Below are 18,701 nucleotides of genomic sequence, written 5' to 3'. Positions count from 1 at the left end.
TGAAAAAAGCCCTTCCAAATGATGAGAAATAAATTTTTGAAACTTCCAAAACAAACGCGAATCAATGCTTTTAACCAAATCGCAGAAAAGAAAGGAATTACACCTTTTGCAGTAGAAAAAGATTGGTACTGAACGGGTGTATTTAATTGTATGTTAGCTCAATAGAGATAGATTTTTTAAACATATTACCTTCCTTTGGATTACCATACAAATTCTGTGCTACTTATAGAAAAGACCAAATATTTATATGTTATTTTTTTAGAATATTAGTTATTATAAAAATAAAACCTCAAGAATTTCAATCTTCTGACTGTATTCTTGAGGCTTGAATTCTATTTTTTAATTATTCTATTAAAAGATTACCATAAAAATTAACATTGTAATGGCACAAGTAACTAAAGGTCCTACAAGTCCTGCAATTAATCCTATATATCTGAAGTCTTTTTGTTGTAAGTAACCCGTACTGTAAACAATGGCATTCGGTGGGGTGGAAATTGGCAAAAATAATGCGGTGGAAGCACTAAGCCCGATGACAATAGGTAAAACAATAGGGTATTGATGTGCCAAAATAGCAGCAATGGGAATTAAAATTGTTGCGGTGGCAGTGTTACTCATCACGTTCGACATTAAAACAGTTAGCAGAGCAAAAACAACAACTAAAACATAAAAGTTTAAATTAACTTGTTGAAGTTTATCTACATAATGTTGTGCTAATCCTGTTTCTTTAATAGCCATACCCAATGCCAAACCTCCAGCCACAAGCATTAACGTATCCCAAGGCAACTTGCGAACGTCGTGTCCATTGACAATTCCGAGCATCGTTAGTAACATAATGGGAATAAAAGAAACGATGGCGGCAGGGATATTATGTAGTTTTTCGGTAAGCCACAGCAAAAGCGTAACGGAAAGAATTGTCAAAACCACATTTTTTTTCATTTTCAAGATAGCAGGGCTTTCTTGCTTTTCTTCTTCGGTTAATTCGTCTTCAAATTGAATATGAACAGGTGTGTTTTCCTTGATGTATTTAGCTTTAAGTAAGTACCAAGCAGTTAATGTTAAAATTATTGAAACAGGTATCCCTACATACATCCATTCCAGAAATCCGATACCTTTATCGGAGAGTGCATCAACAGCGATGGCGTTTGGTGGTGAGCCGATTAACGTTCCCATACCGCCAAAAGAAGCCGCTGCCGCAATACCAATCAGTAGTGCTTTACTTAAAGTAGAATCTTTTGGGAGAGTTTGTAAAAAAGCAACTACCGAGGCTACCATCATCGCAGTAGTTGCCGTGTTTGACATTACCATTGAAAAGACTGCCGTGGTAAGCATCAATCCTAAAAGAATCTTATCAGGTGTTTTCCCGAATCGTGAAATGGACATTTTGAAAACAATTCTGTCCAAATGTGTTTTCTGCATAGCATAGGCGATGAAAAAACCTCCCAACATCAACCAAATCACACTGTTCGACCACGTATTTACATAGTCTTGATAATACGATTTGGCATTTTCGGGATCTAATTCCGAATAATAGCTATTGGTAGCAAAGATAAGAAACCCGAAAATAAAAAGCCCCGTGGCAAAAGGCGGAATAGCTTCAGTTACCCATAACCCGATAGCCAAAAACAGAATAAACAGAACGTAAATTTGAGCTCGATTAAGCTCAGGTTCGTGTAGCCAATACGTTAGCCCGAAAGCCAGTATAGCACTCAGCAAAAAGTAAATAATCCTGCGTTGTATGTCAACTACTTTTTGAATACGTGACAAGATTTGAAATGAATAATGTCTGGAATCTGCCATAATGTATAATTTAAAAGGTGGTCAAAATTTCTGTCAAAGCTACGAAAATAAATGTATAGTAAATAATTATTTATGTTAAATTTTAATACAATTTGATTGAACTGAAAAAAATAATGGTTCAAAATCTCTATGTCTGTAATTAATTTTTACTGTTGATATGTCAATGTAGCTGATAAAAACAATTATTTTAATTTCTTTAAATGGAACTCAGAGAGTAACTTAACCACGGATTTAGAAAAAATCTTCATATTTTTGCCACCAAAATGTAAAATATGGCAAGAGACGAGGTCTTAAAAGCTCGATGGGAAAAAATAGTAGAAGAACTATCAAAAACTTTCGCCGATGGTGAAAAACTTGATTTGGAAGCAATTATATATCTTATTGGTATTCAGGAATTAGGTCAAATAAAATCAAAATATAAAAAAGATGAAAAAGTAAATTTGATGCATATAGCCATCTGCAAATTGCTTGAGCCTTATGGTTATTATAAATTTGATTATACGGATTCTGATGGCTGGCCTCATTATTCTTTGGTAGAGCAGCTTCCTGCATTAAAAGCCGGCGAACAGTCCATTTTAATGAAAGAAGCTATCGTTCAATATTTTGAAAATAGAGGCTTTTTTCAAGATGAGTAATACTCATAATGAGGCTTAATTGTCCGATATTCTGAAAAAAAGCATATCTTTGCCACCCAAAAAACGAAAAATAAAAATGACTTCATCAGAAGATAGGAAAAAGGTTGCATTTTACACGTTAGGTTGTAAGTTGAACTTTTCAGAAACTTCAACTATAGCTCGTAGTTTTGAAACGGAAGGCTTTGAACGTGTTGATTTTGAGCAATCTGCCGATATATACGTGATAAATACGTGTTCCGTAACAGAAAATGCCGACAAGCAATTTAAACAAATAGTTCGTAAGGCTCTGAAAACGAATGATAAGGCTTTTATTGCTGCTGTGGGATGTTATGCTCAGCTCAAACCGGAGGAATTGGCTGCCGTTGATGGTGTGGATTTAGTTTTGGGAGCAAAAGAAAAGTTTGATATTACACAATATATTGATGATTTAACTAAGAATAACGAAGGACAGGTGCATTCTTGTGAAATTTCAGAAACGGATTTTTACGTGGGGAGTTATTCCATTGGCGACCGCACACGTGCCTTTTTAAAGGTGCAAGATGGTTGCGATTACAAATGCACTTACTGTACAATACCGATGGCTCGTGGTATTTCGCGTAGTGATACCATTGAAAATATTCTTAAAAACGCACACAAAATTTCGGAACAAGGAATAAAAGAAATTGTACTAACAGGCGTAAATATAGGAGATTACGGCAAAGGTGAATTTGGCAATAAAAAACACGAGCATACTTTTCTGGATTTGGTACAAGCCTTGGATAAAGTGAAGGGAATTGAGCGTCTGCGGATTTCTTCCATTGAACCGAATTTGCTGAAGGACGAAACCATTGATTTTGTATCAAAAAGTAAGGCTTTTGTTCCTCATTTTCACGTGCCTTTACAAAGCGGAAGTAATGAGATTCTCAAAAAAATGAAGCGTCGTTATTTGCGAGAAGTTTATACCAGCAGAGTTGCTAAAATTAAAGAAGTAATGCCACACGCTTGTATTGGTGCAGATGTTATTGTAGGTTTTCCTGGCGAAACTGATGAACATTTTTTAGAAACGTATCATTTTTTAAGTGAGTTGGAAGTATCTTATTTACACGTTTTTACATATTCTGAGCGAGATAATACCGAAGCTGTGTTAATGGATGGTGTTGTGCCTGATGCGGTTCGTGCCAAACGAAGTAAAATGCTTCGAGGGCTTTCTGCTAAAAAACGAAATGCTTTTTATCAAAGTCAATTAGGAACAGAAAGAATCGTTCTTTTTGAGGGCGAAAATAAACAAGGATATATTCACGGTTTCACAGAAAATTACGTGAAAGTTAAAACCCCTTGGAATCCTGAACTGGTAAACACTTTGCATAAAGTGAAACTTACTAAAATTGATTCGGACGGAATGGTACGATTTGATTTTCTGTAAATAATCCTAAACGGAAGTTTTCTTTCTTTTTTATCGCTTAAAAATTTTTATTCTTTTTTCAAAAATTACTACCTTTGTGCGGTCAAAATTGGGGAGTTTTGGTGATTTTTTGCATTAATCTCTCAATCAATTAAATAAATTAAATATGAATAAATCGGTATATATCATCACGTCCGACACTTACAGCGGAAAATCATTGGTTACCATAGGGGTAATGCAAATGATTATGCGAAATACAACTAAAGTAGCGTATTTCAAGCCAATTTTGGAAAGTAAAACTCAGAAAGATAATCATATAATGACGATTCTTTCTCATTTTCAGTTGGATATGAAGTACGATGATGCGTATGTTTTTTCACGTAGTGAAGTGGCGAGCCTTAAAAATAAAGGGAAAATCGGAGAGGTTTACGACACAATTATTAAAAGATACAAAGAGTTGGAAAACAAATATGATTTTGTATTAGTTGAAGGAACAGACTTACTGGAAGAAAGCAATGTGTTTGACATTAATTTCAATGCGTCGTTGGCTCAAAGTCTGAACATTCCGGCACTTATTGTATTGAAGGATAATTTTTCTTCGGAAGATGAATTGGTAAATCACATACAAATAGAGGTAAATTCCTTACTTGAACAAGAGGTTCAAATTTTGGGCGTATTTGTCAATAAAGCAAAGTATTACGTTGACGGAATAAAACAAAAACTTCAACAAGAGTACAAGGATATTCACTTTACTTTTATTCCAAAAGAAGGCGATTTAAGTCGTCCAACAGTAAAAGAAGTCGCCGATGAATTAGGTGCCCGCTTTCTGTACAAAGGTGATGACGTGGATATAATTACCAAAAAAACCATTGTAGGGGGAATGCAGTTACACAATTTCCTAAACCATCTGTCAGAAGGTTGTTTGGCGGTAATGCCCGCTGACCGTTCTGATTTGATTGTGGGAACATTGGCAGCTCATATTTCTTCCAATTATCCGCGTGTGGCTGGGATAGTACTTTCTGGAGCACTTACACCTGAAAAATCTATCGTGAAAATCCTTGACGGGACACAAAAAATGCTTCCTATTATGGTATCAAAGTTAGGAACTTTTGAAACAGCCAATCGCATCGGAAATATTAAATCGAAAATATATCCTGAAAGTTTTGAAAAAATTAAGTTGTGCATACAACTTTTTGAAAAATACGCCGATGTGGAGGATTTGAACAAAAGGATTTCTTCTTTCAAGTCCGAGACTATTACACCGCGTATGTTTCAATACAATATGGTGCAAAAGGCTCGCAATGCTCAGAAACACATTGTTTTGCCTGAAGGAACAGACGACCGTATTCTTACGGCAGCATCACAGTTGGCAGCGGATGAATTGGTTTATTTAACCATACTTGGCGAGCCTGAAAAAATAATTGCACGAGTGAACGAGTTGGGATTGCGTTGGGATGAAAATCGTATTTCTGTTGTTAATCCGATAGAAAGTCCGAAGTATAATTCATATGCCGAAAAATTATACGAACTTCGAAAATCCAAAGGAATGGAACTATCGCAAGCACGTGATTTAATGCTTGATGTTTCGTATTTCGGAACGATGATGGTATTTTTAGGTGATGCTGACGGAATGGTTTCGGGTGCGGTAAATACAACGGCACATACAATTCGTCCTTCATTACAATTTGTAAAAACCAAACCGAATGTAAATACGGTTTCTTCAGTGTTCTTTATGTTGTTGCACGACAGAGTGCTTGTTTATGGAGATTGTGCAATCGTTCCGAATCCGACAGCAGAACAGTTGGCTGAAATTGCTATTTCATCGGCTGAATCGGCAAAAGCTTTCGGAATTGAGCCTAAGGTTGCTTTACTTTCCTATTCTTCAGGAAGTTCAGGAAGCGGTGCCGATGTGGATAAAGTGCGTGAAGCAACTGAAATTGTAAAATCACAACATCCTGAATTACTTGTAGAAGGACCTATTCAGTATGATGCTGCGGTTGACCCTAAAGTAGGAAAAAGTAAAATGCCTGATTCAAAAGTAGCGGGGCAAGCAAATGTGCTTATTTTCCCCGATTTGAACACAGGAAACAATACCTACAAAGCAGTACAACGTGAAACAGGGGCATTAGCTATAGGACCAATGTTACAAGGGCTTAAAAAACCCGTAAATGATTTAAGCCGAGGAGCTACCATTCCTGATATTTATAATACAGTGTTAATCACTGCTATTCAGTCAGTTATGGAAGAATAGAATTCTTTTTGAATGTATACTTTTTGCCAAAGCCTTTAAAGCTTTGGCAAATTTTTTGACTATGTATTTTTAAAACTGTAAAATTATAAATCATTGTATGAAAGAAGTCATTATTATTTTTATCTGTTTTTTTGCACTAAGATTAGTTTCTTTAGCAATTTCGATTAAAAATGAAAAACGAATTAAAGAAATGGGAGGAATTCAATACGGAAAATTCAACTCGATGTTGCTGACACTTGCTCACGTATCTTTTTATTTTCTTTGTTTATTTGAAGCTATCCGAAACGAACATTTTTCATTAGATTTTACCTCAAATATAGGAGTTGCCTTGTTAGTTTTTGCATATTTGATGCTGTTTTATGTGATTTATCAGCTTAAGGAAATTTGGACGCTGAAAATATACATATTGCCCAACCATAAAATCAATAAATCTTTTTTATTCAAATGGGTAAAACATCCTAATTATTTTTTGAATATTCTGCCTGAACTTGTGGGAATTGCACTTTTATGTAAGGCTTACATCACACTTTGTGTTATGTTGCCTATTTATGCGGTAATTTTAACAATCCGTATTCGACAAGAAGAAGCTGCAATGAAACATTTACTATAACAATATTGTTACATATTAGTTGGATTAATATTGAGTTAGAAATATATTTGCAATAAAAATTCTTTGAGTTTGAAAAAGTTTTGTAGCTTTGTGCCGTTTTCTTTCAGAAGGAAATAGTAAATATAATCTCAAAAAAAATTGAATTAAATTATATAATCGTTTTTAATAAAAATATATGGAAATATTGATAATAAATTCGGGAAGTTCCTCACTAAAATATCAATTAATTGATTCACAAAAGGGTATCTCAAAAGTAAGAGGGCTTGTAGATAGAATTGGGATTGAAGGAAGTTCAATCAAATATGTGGCTTTGAAAGATGGTAAAGAAGTAGAAATAAAAAAACAGTTACCAATCAGTAACCACGAAGAGGCAATGAGGCAAGTAACTGATTTACTAACAGATGCAGAAGTAGGGGTTATCAGTAATCCGGATGATATTAAAGCCATAGGGCATCGTGTGGTTCACGGAGGAGAAAAATTTGTGCAACCAACACTTGTAACGGAGGAAGTTGAAAAGGAAATAGAAAAACTTATTCCGCTATCGCCTTTGCATAATCCTGCTTGTTTGGAGGGGATTCGCAGTGCAGAAAAGATTTTCAAAAAAGCAAAACACGTAGCTGTTTTTGATACTGCTTTTCATCAAACAATGCCAGCCAAAGCATTTCGCTACGCTATCCCGAATGAATATTACGAAAATTATGGTGTAAGAGCGTACGGATTCCACGGAACAAGTCATAAATATGTTGATGCACAAGCACGTAAACATTTGAATGAGAATATAAAAAACATCACAATACACTTAGGAAATGGCTCAAGTATGGCAGCCGTGAATGAAAGTGGAAGATGTATGGATACAACAATGGGGCTTACACCACTTGATGGTTTGGTGATGGGAACACGTTGTGGAAATATTGATGCCGGAGTTATTTTTTATCTTGCTGACAGATTGAATTTAACAGCTGATGAAATTAGTACAATTCTCAACAAGAAAAGCGGAATGCTTGGACTAACAGGCAGTTCCGATGCACGAGATGTATCGGACAAATACTTTGCAGGAGATGCCAATGCAATTCTTTGCTATGAGATGTATGCTTACCGAATTAAGAAATTTATTGGGGCGTATGCCGCTATTTTGAACGGATTGGATAGCATCACTTTTACAGCAGGTTTGGGCGAGAATGATGATTTAATTCGTTTGCTTGCGTGTCAAGGAATGGAGTTTTTAGGGATAGAAATTGACGAAAATAAAAATAAAGAATTTAACCGACCTAAACAAGCTGTTGAGGTTCAAAGTGATAAAAGTCGTGTAAAGATTCTTATCATTCCTACAAACGAAGAGTTACAAATAGCTAACGAAGTAGTAGAACTAATAGGTTAATTGTTAATAAAGTTAAAACAGCCAAATTTCTTTTTAGAAATTTGGCTGTTTTTTTATTCGGTATTAAAATCCAATTTTTAAATTATCATAGAATTTTCCTTCAAAAAGTGCAACAAAAATTCTAATTCCAAAAACTACACCTTGCAGATTCGTTTGAGTTTTATCAAAAGGAAAACTATATCCGCTATAAAGATGCAAAAAATTAAGAAAATTAACTCCTGCAATGGGCGAAAAATTCTTTGTAGAAGATTGAAAACCAAATAGTAATCCGTTTTTTCTGTAAATTAATTTTACTTCCGGAACAAAATATTGGTTGCCATCTTTTCCTTTAAAATAACGTATAGCCATTCCCAAGTTGTATCCGTGCCAACGATAGCTATCAATAGGCAAATTGTATTCAATTCCGGCAGTAAGGCTATTTCTTCCTTGATAATCATATCCTATACTTATAGCCGTCCGATTAGCTATGTCTTTCATTTTCTGAGCGTTTGCATTAATTGAAAGTACTAAACATATTGTGATAAAAAAGAGTCTCATTATGATTTCATTTTATGTTTATGTAACAAAAATAAGTAATTTTCTTGAGTTTTGTAATACAAAGATTTTTATTTTTTACATTTAATTTACGTAAAAATCCGTTTTATAATCTGTTTTAAAGTTATTTAATTTAATGAAAATCAAATTATTAATAGAGGTTTGTCACTCCAAAACATTAGTGAAATAGATTGAAAAAATAATGATTGAAGTACAAATTTTTATATTTTTCTTTTTCAATATTTAGATGTAACTTTGAGCCTTAAATTTTAAAAATATGTCAGACGATAAGAAAGTAATTTTTTCGATGTCGAGGGTAAGCAAAACCTATTCTTCGACGAATAAACAAGTGCTTAAAGATATTTATTTGAGCTTTTTCTATGGAGCAAAAATAGGTATTTTGGGGTTGAATGGTTCAGGAAAATCATCCCTTTTGAAGATTATTGCAGGGGTTGATAAAAACTATCAAGGTGATGTGGTATTTGCCCCAGGCTACACGATCGGGTATTTAGAACAAGAACCACAATTAGATGAAAATAAAACGGTTATAGAAGTAGTTCGCGAGGGTGCTTCTGAAATTATCGGTATTTTGGACGAGTTCAACAAAATTAACGATATGTTTGGTTTGGAAGAGGTGTATTCTGACCCTGACAAAATGCAAAAGTTGATGGACAAACAAGCCGAATTACAAGATAAAATCGACGCTTGTGGCGGTTGGGAAATCGACAATAAATTGGAAATAGCTATGGATGCTCTCCGCACGCCAGATCCCGACACGCCCATAAAAGTGCTTTCGGGAGGAGAACGTCGCCGTGTTGCTCTTTGCCGTTTGCTTTTGCAACAACCTGATGTGCTGTTACTTGATGAGCCTACGAACCATCTTGACGCTGAGTCTGTTCTGTGGTTGGAGCAACATTTGCAACAATACGCAGGAACTGTAATCGCTGTAACCCACGACCGTTATTTCTTGGACAATGTTGCGGGTTGGATTTTGGAACTCGATAGAGGAGAAGGTATTCCGTGGAAAGGAAACTATTCATCGTGGCTTGACCAAAAAGCCAAACGTTTGGCACAAGAGCAAAAAACTGAATCCAAACGCCAAAAAATGTTGGAACGTGAGTTGGAATGGGTACGCCAAGGAGCTAAGGGACGGCAAGCCAAGCAAAAAGCCCGTTTGCAAAACTACGACCGACTTTTGAATGAAGACCAAAAGCAATTGGAAGAAAAGCTCGAAATCTATATTCCTAACGGACCACGATTGGGAACAAACGTTATTGAAGCCAAACACGTATCCAAAGCCTTTGGTGATAAAATCCTATATGAAGATTTGAATTTTGTATTGCCACAAGCGGGAATCGTTGGGGTGATTGGTCCTAACGGAGCAGGAAAATCGACCATTTTCAGAATGATTATGGGAGAAGAGACACCCGATTCAGGGGAATTTATCGTTGGGGAAACGGTAAAAATCGCTTATGTTGACCAGTCGCACAAGAATATTGACCCTGAAAAATCTATTTGGGAGAATTTCTCCGATGGACAAGACCTCATTATGATGGGCGGACGGCAGGTTAATTCACGTGCCTATCTAAGCCGATTTAATTTCAGCGGAAGTGAGCAAAACAAAAAAGTAGGTACGCTTTCGGGAGGAGAACGTAACCGTTTGCATTTGGCAATGACCCTCAAAGAAGAAGGAAACGTACTTTTACTCGATGAGCCTACTAACGACTTAGATGTTAATACATTACGTGCTTTGGAGGAAGGTTTGGAGAATTTTGCGGGTTGTGCTGTAATCATCTCACACGACCGATGGTTCTTGGACAGAATTTGTACGCATATTTTGGCATTTGAAGGCGATTCTCAAGTATATTTCTTTGAAGGAAGTTTTTCTGAATACGAGGAAAATAAACGCAAACGCCTCGGAAAAGAAGTTACGCCAACACGTATTAAGTACAAGAAATTAGTTCGTAATTAACAATTATAATGAAAAGGATTGGAAAATGTTTTCTAATCCTTTTTTATTTGTTTTTATGGAAGAAATTTACGAAAAATATAATTTTTAAATTTTAAAATGAGTATATCTGTGAAAAAATCATTTTAATATCAGAAAAATAAAATAATTTTAAGGATAAAGATATTATGAAGAGTATATTTTTTACATTGTTTTACTTGTGAATATTAAGTTGCCTTTGTAGGATTTACCATTAAAATAAAGGAAAAGTAATGTGTTCTTTATAATTATTTTAGCGAATTCCAGCAATGATGTTAATTTTTATTTAAAATATCTGCTTTTTTACAGAGAGTTGTTGTTCAGATTAAATATATTACTATCTTTGTCTTTATTAATTGTATTAAAATCAATACTATGAACAAAACAGAATTAATTGATGCTATTGCTGCTGATGCAGGAATTACAAAAGTAGATGCAAAGAAAGCGTTGGAATCTTTCTTTTCAAATGTAGAAAAAACTCTGGAAAAAGGAGATAAAGTTTCGATTGTAGGCTTTGGTTCTTGGTCAGTAACTAAAAAAGAAGCTCGCGAGGCGAGAAACCCTCGTACCAATGAAGTGATTAAAGTAGCTGCTAAAAATGTGGTGAAATTCAAGCCAGGCTCTGAACTTTCTGACGCGGTAAACTAGTAAACAGAAAAAGAATCAAAAAAAGGCTATCTAATTTAGATAGCCTTTTCTAATTTATTTTTTAAGTAAATCAGGTCTTCGTATTTTGGTGTGTTTGTAAGCTTCTTCTTCACGCCATTGTTCTATTTCAGGAAAATTTCCGCTTAGTAATATTTCCGGAACGTTCCATCCGTTGTACGATGCGGGACGTGTGTAAACAGGTGGAGCTAACAAATCATCTTGAAATGAGTCAGTTAAAGCTGAAGTTTCATCTCCAAGTACACCGGGAATCAAACGAATAACTGCATCGCAAACAATCATAGCTCCCAATTCTCCGCCAGAAAGCACATAATCACCCACAGAAATTTCCTTTGTGATAAAATGGTCGCGAACACGTTGGTCAACACCTTTGTAATGCCCACAAAGTATAATTAAATTTTCACAAAGAGACATTCGGTTTGCGGTTTTCTGGTTAAAAGTTTCCCCGTCAGGAGTCATATAAATCACTTCGTCATAATCTCGTTGTGATTTTAGTTTGGTAATGCACTTATCAATAGGTTCAATCATTAGTACCATTCCTGCACCTCCACCAAACTGATAATCATCTACTTGCCGATAATTTCCTGTGCTGTAATCTCGTAAGTTATGAAAATGAACTTCCACCAATCCTTTTTCAATTGCTCGCTTCATAATTGAAGCATTGAAAGGACTTTCCAAAAGTTCCGGAACCACCGAAATAATATCAATACGCATTAGTTATTTATGTTTATTGATTTCGTCTTGAAGCTGGCGACGCACTTTTTGTTCTCTTTCAATGGCTGATTTTCTGTAATTTTCATATTCTTCTTGAAGTTCTTTCAAATCTTGAAGTGATTTTTTAGTAACAGCACTTCCATTTATGTATTTATAGACATAGAATAACAGCAAGCAGGTCAAAATCAGAACAAGGCTCCAAACCATTAACGAATAGGTTGATTTTGGAAGCAAAATTCCTAAGAAATTGACACTATCTTTCTCATTTTGAGTTTTTTCAAGATTGTTCTGTAACTCAGATATTTTCCCATTTAGTTGCTTAACTTCTTCTTCGTGTCCGTTAATGATATCTTGTTGAGCTTGTATTTTTGATTTGACACTTTGTAAACTATCAATTACGTTTTTTTGATAATTTCCAAGTTTAGCTCTATCAATAATTTTATAACTTTGCCAAGAGTTTGCTTTTTCAACTAAGGTTTCAAACTGTTCATTGAGTGTATTCTGTTTCTTCTTAACTTGAACATTTATAGTGTCTAAACCTTGTTCCTGAGCATTTACAGCAAATGTAAATGAAAAAAATACAGCTATGGCTCCTGTTATTAATTGCTTCTTCATCTTATAATCAAATTATTTTCAAAGAGCAAAAATATAAAAAATTAATAACAAAAACAGCTTTGGGTATGAAAAAATATTGTTACAAGCGTATTTTTAAAGATTTTTATAAGAAAGAATTTTTGGATTATGAAAATAAATAAAAAACGAGCGAAGTTTTTCAAATCCGCTTGTTTCATAGATTTCAATTTTTGTTAGAATACCTCGTAAATACCTGCTGCTCCCTGTCCTGTACCCACGCACATTGTTACCATACCATATTTTTTTCCGCGTCTTTTAAGTTCGTCAAAAAGTTGTACGGATAATTTTGCACCGGTACAACCCAGCGGATGTCCTAAAGCTATTGCTCCTCCGTTTACATTAATTATTTCAGGATTCAGATCTAATTCACGAATAACGGCTAAAGATTGTGAAGCAAAGGCTTCGTTTAGTTCTATTAGTTGAAGGTCATTCAGTGTTAATCCGGATTGCTGAAGTGCTTTCGGGATGGCTTTCACCGGTCCGATTCCCATTATGCTGGGAGGAACTCCTGCTACGGCGTAAGTTACTAATCGTGCAATAGGTTCAATGTTAAATTTTTTAACCATTTCTTCACTCATTAAAAGTAGAAAAGCAGCTCCGTCACTGGTTTGTGATGAGTTTCCAGCGGTAACAGTTCCGCCTTGTGCAAAAACAGGCTTCAATTTTGCGAGAGCTTCTAAGGAAGTGTCAGCACGAGGTCCTTCATCGGTCTTAAAGGTGTATTTATGAGTTGTGCGTTTTCCGTTTTCGAGAAGTACTTGCTCTATTTCAATCGGAACTATTTGCTTTTCAAATTTACTTTCTGTGATAGCTTTTAATGCTTTTTGATGAGATTGGAAAGCGAATAAATCTTGGTCTTCGCGTGAAATTTTGAATTGATGAGCAACTTTTTCGGCTGTAAGTCCCATTCCCCAATAGAAATCTTCGTTTCCTTCTTTAACTGCTTTATAATCTGGAGATGGACGATATCCTCCCAAAGGGATAAAACTCATACTTTCTACACCTCCCGCAATGATGCAGTCTGCCATTCCTGATTGTATTTTAGCCATTGCCATTGCAATAGTTTCCAGCCCTGAAGCACAATATCTGTTTACGGTTACTCCCGGAACTTGGTCTGTATGAAGTCCCATAAGCGAAATTATACGACCAATGTTCAATCCTTGTTCGGCTTCGGGCATTGCATTACCAACGATAACGTCATCAATCATATTTTTATCAAAATCAGGTAGTTGTGCCATCATATAAGCGATGGTTTCAGCAGCCAATTCATCGGGTCGTTTAAAGCGTAAAAGTCCGCGTGGAGCTTTCCCCACAGCTGTACGATACGCTTTTACTACGTAAGTTGTTTTCATAGGCTTTTGTTTTTAGTGAATAGAGGTTTACTATTCAGGAGGTTATTAACTATTTTTTTATTTCAAAATGATTAATCAATACCGAGAAATTTTTCCTTTATCCGATTTGTTTTATAAGTTTTCTTGAGGTGGCTTCATCAATTTGTAATTGTTCTTTCAGTTTTTCAACCGACTCGAACTTTTGTTCGTTGCGTAGACGTTCCAAAAAATAGATTGTTACATCATTTCCGTATATATCTTCATCAAAATCAAAATAATGGACTTCAATGGTTGCTCCTTTTCCTTCGATGGTTGGATTCTTGCCGATACTCATCATTCCGTATGTTTTTTTTCCGTTAAAGAAGCTATAAACCAAATAAATTCCATCTTTTGGAATTAGTTTATAAGATTCTTTTACTTGAATGTTGGCAGTCGGGTAACTAATTGTTCTCCCGATTTTTAGCCCGTGAATTACCTTTCCGCTGATACAAAAAGGGACTCCGAGATATTCCCAAGCAGTTTTGATGTCGCCTTCGCTTATCGCCTTTCGTATTTTTGTTGAACTTACAGACACCTCATTTACTTCTTGTGCGGGAATTTCCTCCACTTCAAAACCATATTTTTCTCCAAATTTTCGCATATCGCTAATATCTGCAGTTCTATTTCTCCCGAAACGATGGTCGTATCCGATGATAACTTTTTTAGCTTTCAGGCGTTTTACAAGCAAATCTTCAACGAAAGTTTCTGCTGACATTTTCGAAAAAGAATCATTAAAAGGACAAACAACTAATTGATTGATTCCTAATGACTTTAAAACGTGTTTTTTTTCATCAAGTGTATGAATTAGTTTTAGTTCACTATCCTGATGAACAACCATTCGCGGATGTGGAAAAAAAGTAAAAATAGTTGCCAGTAAATCCTGATTCTTAGCTGTTTCTACAAGTTTTTTTATTATTTTCCGATGTCCTAAATGAACTCCGTCAAACGTACCAATGGTAATTACACTGCCTTTTTCTGCCGTAAAATTGAAAATATCTGTAATTTCTTTCATTTTTATTTATGAAATAAACAATTTTTAAAATCAAGCTCAATTAATGATTGTAGAATGAGTTGTAAATGTCAATGTATTTTTCTTTGATGTTACGGCGTTTAAGTTTTAATGTTGGAGTAAGTTGTCCTGCGTCAATGCTCCATTCATCGGGAGTGAAGGCAAAAAGCTTAATTTTTTCCCATTGTCCTAAATTATTATTTACTTTTTCAACTTCTTTTTCAATTCTTGCAAAAAGTTCCGGATTTTTGATAATTTCTTCATTTGATTCTCCCAAACTGATATTGTGTCTTTTCGCCCATTCTTTCACAAAAGAGAAATTCAATTGGATGATAGCAGCCGGCATTTTTTCTCCTTCGCCTACCACCATTGCTTGCTCAATAAATCGTGATTGTTTCAGCAGATTTTCAATGGTTTGTGGAGCAATATATTTTCCTCCTGAGGTTTTGAAAATTTCTTTTTTCCTATCTGTAATTTTCAAAAAACCTTCAGAATCAATTTCTCCGATGTCTCCGGTATGAAAGAAACCATCAGTAATTGAAGCCGCTGTGAGGTCAGGGTCTTTATAATATCCTATCATCACATTTGGTCCTTTACATAGAATTTCACCGTCTTCGGCAATTTTGACTTCCAGATTTTCAATAGGTTTACCAACGGTTCCTATTTTCCAATATCTTCCTGATTTTCTGTTTACTGCTATTACGGGAGAGGTTTCTGTAAGTCCGTAACCTTCCACAATATTAATTCCTGCAGCCGAGAAAATTCTCGCCAATCGAGGTTGTAAGGCAGCACTCCCTGAAACCATCATTTCAAGCTCTCCGCCAAGGGCTTCTTGCCATTTTTTGAAGATTAATTTTCGTGCAATTCCCAATTTGAAGCCATACCACCACCCATTGGCTCCGTATGGTTCATATTTAAGTCCTAAATCTACTGCCCAGAAGAATAAAAATTTTGCAATTCCTTTTAGTTCTGTTCCTTTTGCGTAAATTTTGTCATAAACTTTCTCAACCAATCGGGGAACAACAGTCATCAAATTGGGCTTCACTTCTTTAATGTTTTCTCCCATTTTATCAATAGACTCAGCAAAATAAATCCGCATAAAATTGTATTGATAGAAGTACGTTAGCATTCGTTCAAATATATGACAAACAGGAAGAAAACTCAAGCAACGAGAGCCTTTGGCAACAGGTAATCTGTCTTGACAGTTAATTACATTTGAAATAATATTGTTGTGTGAAAGCATTACTCCTTTAGGGCGAGCAGTTGTTCCTGAGGTATAGATAATGGTAGCCAAATCATTCGGTTGGATACTGTTTTTGAGCTTTTCCACTTCTTCTTGATTGCTGTTATCTTCTCCTAAATCCAAAATTTCTTTCCAGCTGTGAGCGTAAGGAACATCATCAAAGGTATATATGCCTTTAAGATGTGGAAGTTTATCTTGAATTGAAGTTATTTTATCAAGTAATTCTTTATCAGAAACAAAGCAGTATTTGCATTCGGCGTGATTGAAAATATATTCATAATCTTCCAGAGAAATAGTAGGATAAACGGGTACGTTTTGTGCTCCAATTTGCAGAATTCCCATATCAATTACGTGCCATTCCGTACGATTATTAGATGAAATAACTGCAATTTTATCGTTTTTTTCGACACCCAATCGCAACAATCCACGACTAAATTGATTGAATTTATTGATGTATTCCTGCGTGGAAGTTTTTTCCCATTTTCCGTTATATTTTGTGACGAAAGCCGCTTCCGAAGGAGAATTTTTCAATTGATAATAAGGAATGTCAAACAAACGTGTAACAGCATTCATAGCTCTTTCATTTTAAATTATAACGCAAATTAAGAATTAAAAATAATATAAACAAAATTTCTTCCGAAATATGTTAAATAAATTAACAAACTGAATCTGTAAGAAGTTGATAGTTAGCTTATTCTTGTTTAAACGAAAAAGGGAAACAATTTTGTAACTGTTTCCCTCTATATCTTGATTGGACACTCGTAATTCGATAAAATATCAGTGTAATTGCAGTTTTTCTACATCGTTGAAATGCTTTTTGTCTGTGATATTTCCTTTTTGCAATGTCATAACTCCGGGATTGGAACGAATCATTGTTTTCAAGGTTGTTTCATCGTTAAAGTAGAAATCAAAGTTTAGCTCATAATCCTTTTTGATTTGTTCAGCTTGCTCAATGATTGAGGTCAAACCAATTACAGTATATCCTTGCTTCAGGGCTTTGTCTGTTACCTTTTTAATAGCTTTAAACGCTTCTTTATCAGATTTATCAATGCGATAAGAAACCACAATAAGTAATTTTTCTTTATCCATCATTTCGTCGAAATAGCTTTCTCCATTCTTTTCTATGAAGAAGTCGTGGATAGGAGGTGTGTAACCCGGGTCTATTAATTTCGTTTCAAAGGAAACAAACTCACCGTCCACTTTGGGATAATCACCTTGTGTTACAAATACTTCCTCTTTTCCGTTTATGTTGAATTTCCAATGATAGTCGTATTTGGGCAGGGGAGCTCCTTCAGGAACAATCATTCCTTTAGGGATGTTTACGCCTATTTTGTAAGGTCTGAAATCTCCCACAGGTAAATGATTGTACACGTGGTACACAAAAGCAATGCAACCTATTAACGATAAAATGCTGATAATTAAAGGAGTATTCCCTTTTGTGATGGGAGTAATGTACTTCTGTCCGATAAAGAGAATCAAAGTTAAAACCAGCAGAAACACATCTTTACCAAAGGATTGCCAAGGAGTGAATTTAATAACGTCGCCAAAGCAACCACAATCTGTAACTTTATTAAAATAAGCAGAGTAGAAGGTAAGGAAGCCAAAGAATACCAGCATTGCCAGTAGTGACCACAACGTAAATTTCGCTTTGTAGCCAACAAGAAGCATCACTCCCAAAAGAACTTCTGCTATACAAACCACAATTGCCAACCAAAGGGCGAACGGCTCCAAGAAGAGAAGATTCAGCACCGGCTCGCTGAAGTATTCTTCCAACTTAAATGAAAACCCGATGGGGTCATTGAGTTTGATAAGCCCGCTGATGATGAATAGTACGCCCACAACAAAACGGACAAAATGTGTAATATATCTCATATTTAGATGATGATTAATGATGATGATTGAGTATGTAACGTTACGATTCAGTTAGGTGGATTAATGCAAAAACTGCGTAATTAAGCATATCTTGGTAATTTGCCTCCACGCCTTCGCTAACGAGTGTTCTGCCTTGATTGTCTTCTATTTGCTTGACACGCAACACTTTTTGCAAGATAAGGTCGGTTAGTGAACTTACTCGCATATCTCGCCACGCTTCACCATAATCGTGGTTTTTGCTTTCCATCAGCGAGCGTGTTTCTTCAATTTTCTGTTCGTAAAGGGCAAGAGCTTGTTCGGTGTTTAGGTCGGGCTGTTGGGCAACGCCTCTCTCAAGCTGAATTAAAGCTATGACGGAATAGTTTATAATGCCAATAAATTCAGACACTTCACCTTCGTCTATCTTACGAATGCCATTCTGTTGCAAACTGCGGATACGTTGTGCTTTGATGAAAATCTGGTCGGTGAGTGAAGGTAATCTGAGGATACGCCAAGCACTTCCATAATCGTTCATCTTATTGACAAACATACTTTTGCACGTATTGATAACGTTGTTATACTGTTCTATAGTTTTATTCATTTGTTATAGGAAATAATTGGGCAAAGATACTACTTTGTGCC

Annotated in this window: 16 protein-coding genes; 7 read left to right on the top strand and 9 right to left on the bottom strand. The window is 35.4% G+C overall.

Annotation, left to right across the window (positions count from 1 at the left end; genetic code table 11):
- Positions 1–351: 351 nt before the first annotated feature.
- A complete protein-coding gene (locus GN105_RS11740) occupies positions 352–1,797 on the bottom strand; it encodes an SLC13 family permease (protein ID WP_155285586.1) in 1,446 nt (481 codons plus the stop codon).
- Between the two features lie 272 nt (positions 1,798–2,069).
- Here GN105_RS11740 and GN105_RS11735 point away from each other — a divergent pair, with 272 nt between their 5' ends.
- The 5 genes from GN105_RS11735 (at position 2,070) to GN105_RS11715 (ending at position 8,052) form a co-directional block, all read left to right on the top strand.
- Positions 2,070–2,432 carry a hypothetical protein gene (locus GN105_RS11735; protein WP_155285585.1) on the top strand — a complete coding sequence of 121 codons (363 nt, stop codon included), beginning with the start codon at positions 2,070–2,072 and terminating at the stop codon, positions 2,430–2,432.
- Positions 2,433–2,508: 76 nt separating this feature from the next.
- Positions 2,509–3,834, top strand: a complete 1,326-nt coding sequence (gene mtaB, locus GN105_RS11730; RefSeq protein WP_155285584.1) for a tRNA (N(6)-L-threonylcarbamoyladenosine(37)-C(2))-methylthiotransferase MtaB — start codon at positions 2,509–2,511, stop codon at positions 3,832–3,834.
- Between the two features lie 145 nt (positions 3,835–3,979).
- A complete protein-coding gene (gene pta / locus GN105_RS11725; protein ID WP_155285583.1) occupies positions 3,980–6,064 on the top strand; it encodes a phosphate acetyltransferase in 2,085 nt (694 codons plus the stop codon).
- Positions 6,065–6,161: 97 nt separating this feature from the next.
- Positions 6,162–6,674: an isoprenylcysteine carboxyl methyltransferase family protein gene (locus GN105_RS11720; RefSeq protein WP_155285582.1), complete on the top strand. Its 513-nt coding sequence runs from the start codon at positions 6,162–6,164 to the stop codon at positions 6,672–6,674.
- A gap of 175 nt (positions 6,675–6,849) precedes the next feature.
- Positions 6,850–8,052, top strand: coding sequence for an acetate/propionate family kinase (locus GN105_RS11715; protein WP_155285581.1), 1,203 nt, complete (start codon positions 6,850–6,852; stop codon positions 8,050–8,052).
- Positions 8,053–8,115: 63 nt separating this feature from the next.
- Here the strand turns inward: GN105_RS11715 and GN105_RS11710 are convergent, their stop codons facing one another.
- Positions 8,116–8,529, bottom strand: a complete 414-nt coding sequence (locus GN105_RS11710) for a hypothetical protein (RefSeq protein ID WP_227977425.1) — start codon at positions 8,527–8,529, stop codon at positions 8,116–8,118.
- A gap of 334 nt (positions 8,530–8,863) precedes the next feature.
- Here GN105_RS11710 and ettA point away from each other — a divergent pair, with 334 nt between their 5' ends.
- Both ettA and GN105_RS11700 read left to right on the top strand, forming a co-directional pair.
- On the top strand, positions 8,864–10,558 hold the full coding sequence (ettA, locus tag GN105_RS11705) for an energy-dependent translational throttle protein EttA (protein ID WP_155285580.1): 1,695 nt from the start codon (positions 8,864–8,866) through the stop codon (positions 10,556–10,558).
- Between the two features lie 375 nt (positions 10,559–10,933).
- Positions 10,934–11,221, top strand: a complete 288-nt coding sequence (locus tag GN105_RS11700; protein WP_262884852.1) for an HU family DNA-binding protein — start codon at positions 10,934–10,936, stop codon at positions 11,219–11,221.
- A 54-nt stretch (positions 11,222–11,275) separates the two neighbouring features.
- Here GN105_RS11700 and trmD read toward each other — a convergent pair whose 3' ends face one another.
- The 7 genes from trmD to GN105_RS11665 form a co-directional block, all read right to left on the bottom strand.
- The gene (gene trmD / locus GN105_RS11695) at positions 11,276–11,953 is read right to left on the bottom strand and encodes a tRNA (guanosine(37)-N1)-methyltransferase TrmD (RefSeq protein WP_155285578.1); all 678 of its coding nucleotides are present in this window, start codon (positions 11,951–11,953) and stop codon (positions 11,276–11,278) included.
- Between the two features lie 3 nt (positions 11,954–11,956).
- On the bottom strand, positions 11,957–12,568 hold the full coding sequence (locus GN105_RS11690; protein WP_155285577.1) for a hypothetical protein: 612 nt from the start codon (positions 12,566–12,568) through the stop codon (positions 11,957–11,959).
- A 191-nt stretch (positions 12,569–12,759) separates the two neighbouring features.
- Positions 12,760–13,938 (bottom strand): acetyl-CoA C-acyltransferase, encoded by a 1,179-nt coding sequence (locus GN105_RS11685; RefSeq protein WP_155285576.1) that lies wholly within the window; start codon positions 13,936–13,938, stop codon positions 12,760–12,762.
- A 97-nt stretch (positions 13,939–14,035) separates the two neighbouring features.
- On the bottom strand, positions 14,036–14,968 hold the full coding sequence (locus GN105_RS11680) for a bifunctional riboflavin kinase/FAD synthetase (protein ID WP_155285575.1): 933 nt from the start codon (positions 14,966–14,968) through the stop codon (positions 14,036–14,038).
- 40 nt (positions 14,969–15,008) lie between these two features.
- On the bottom strand, positions 15,009–16,781 hold the full coding sequence (locus GN105_RS11675) for an AMP-dependent synthetase/ligase (RefSeq protein WP_155285574.1): 1,773 nt from the start codon (positions 16,779–16,781) through the stop codon (positions 15,009–15,011).
- A 204-nt stretch (positions 16,782–16,985) separates the two neighbouring features.
- Positions 16,986–18,080: a BT_3928 family protein gene (locus GN105_RS11670; protein WP_155285573.1), complete on the bottom strand. Its 1,095-nt coding sequence runs from the start codon at positions 18,078–18,080 to the stop codon at positions 16,986–16,988.
- 40 nt (positions 18,081–18,120) lie between these two features.
- Entirely contained in the window at positions 18,121–18,660 is a 540-nt protein-coding gene (locus GN105_RS11665) for a DUF1599 domain-containing protein (RefSeq protein WP_095894681.1), read from the bottom strand.
- Positions 18,661–18,701 lie beyond the last annotated feature (41 nt).

This window comes from Capnocytophaga felis, from assembly GCF_009684755.1.
In the GTDB taxonomy this organism is placed as follows: Bacteria; Bacteroidota; Bacteroidia; order Flavobacteriales; family Flavobacteriaceae; genus Capnocytophaga; species Capnocytophaga felis.
This window is presented reverse-complemented; position numbering and strand designations above follow the sequence as displayed.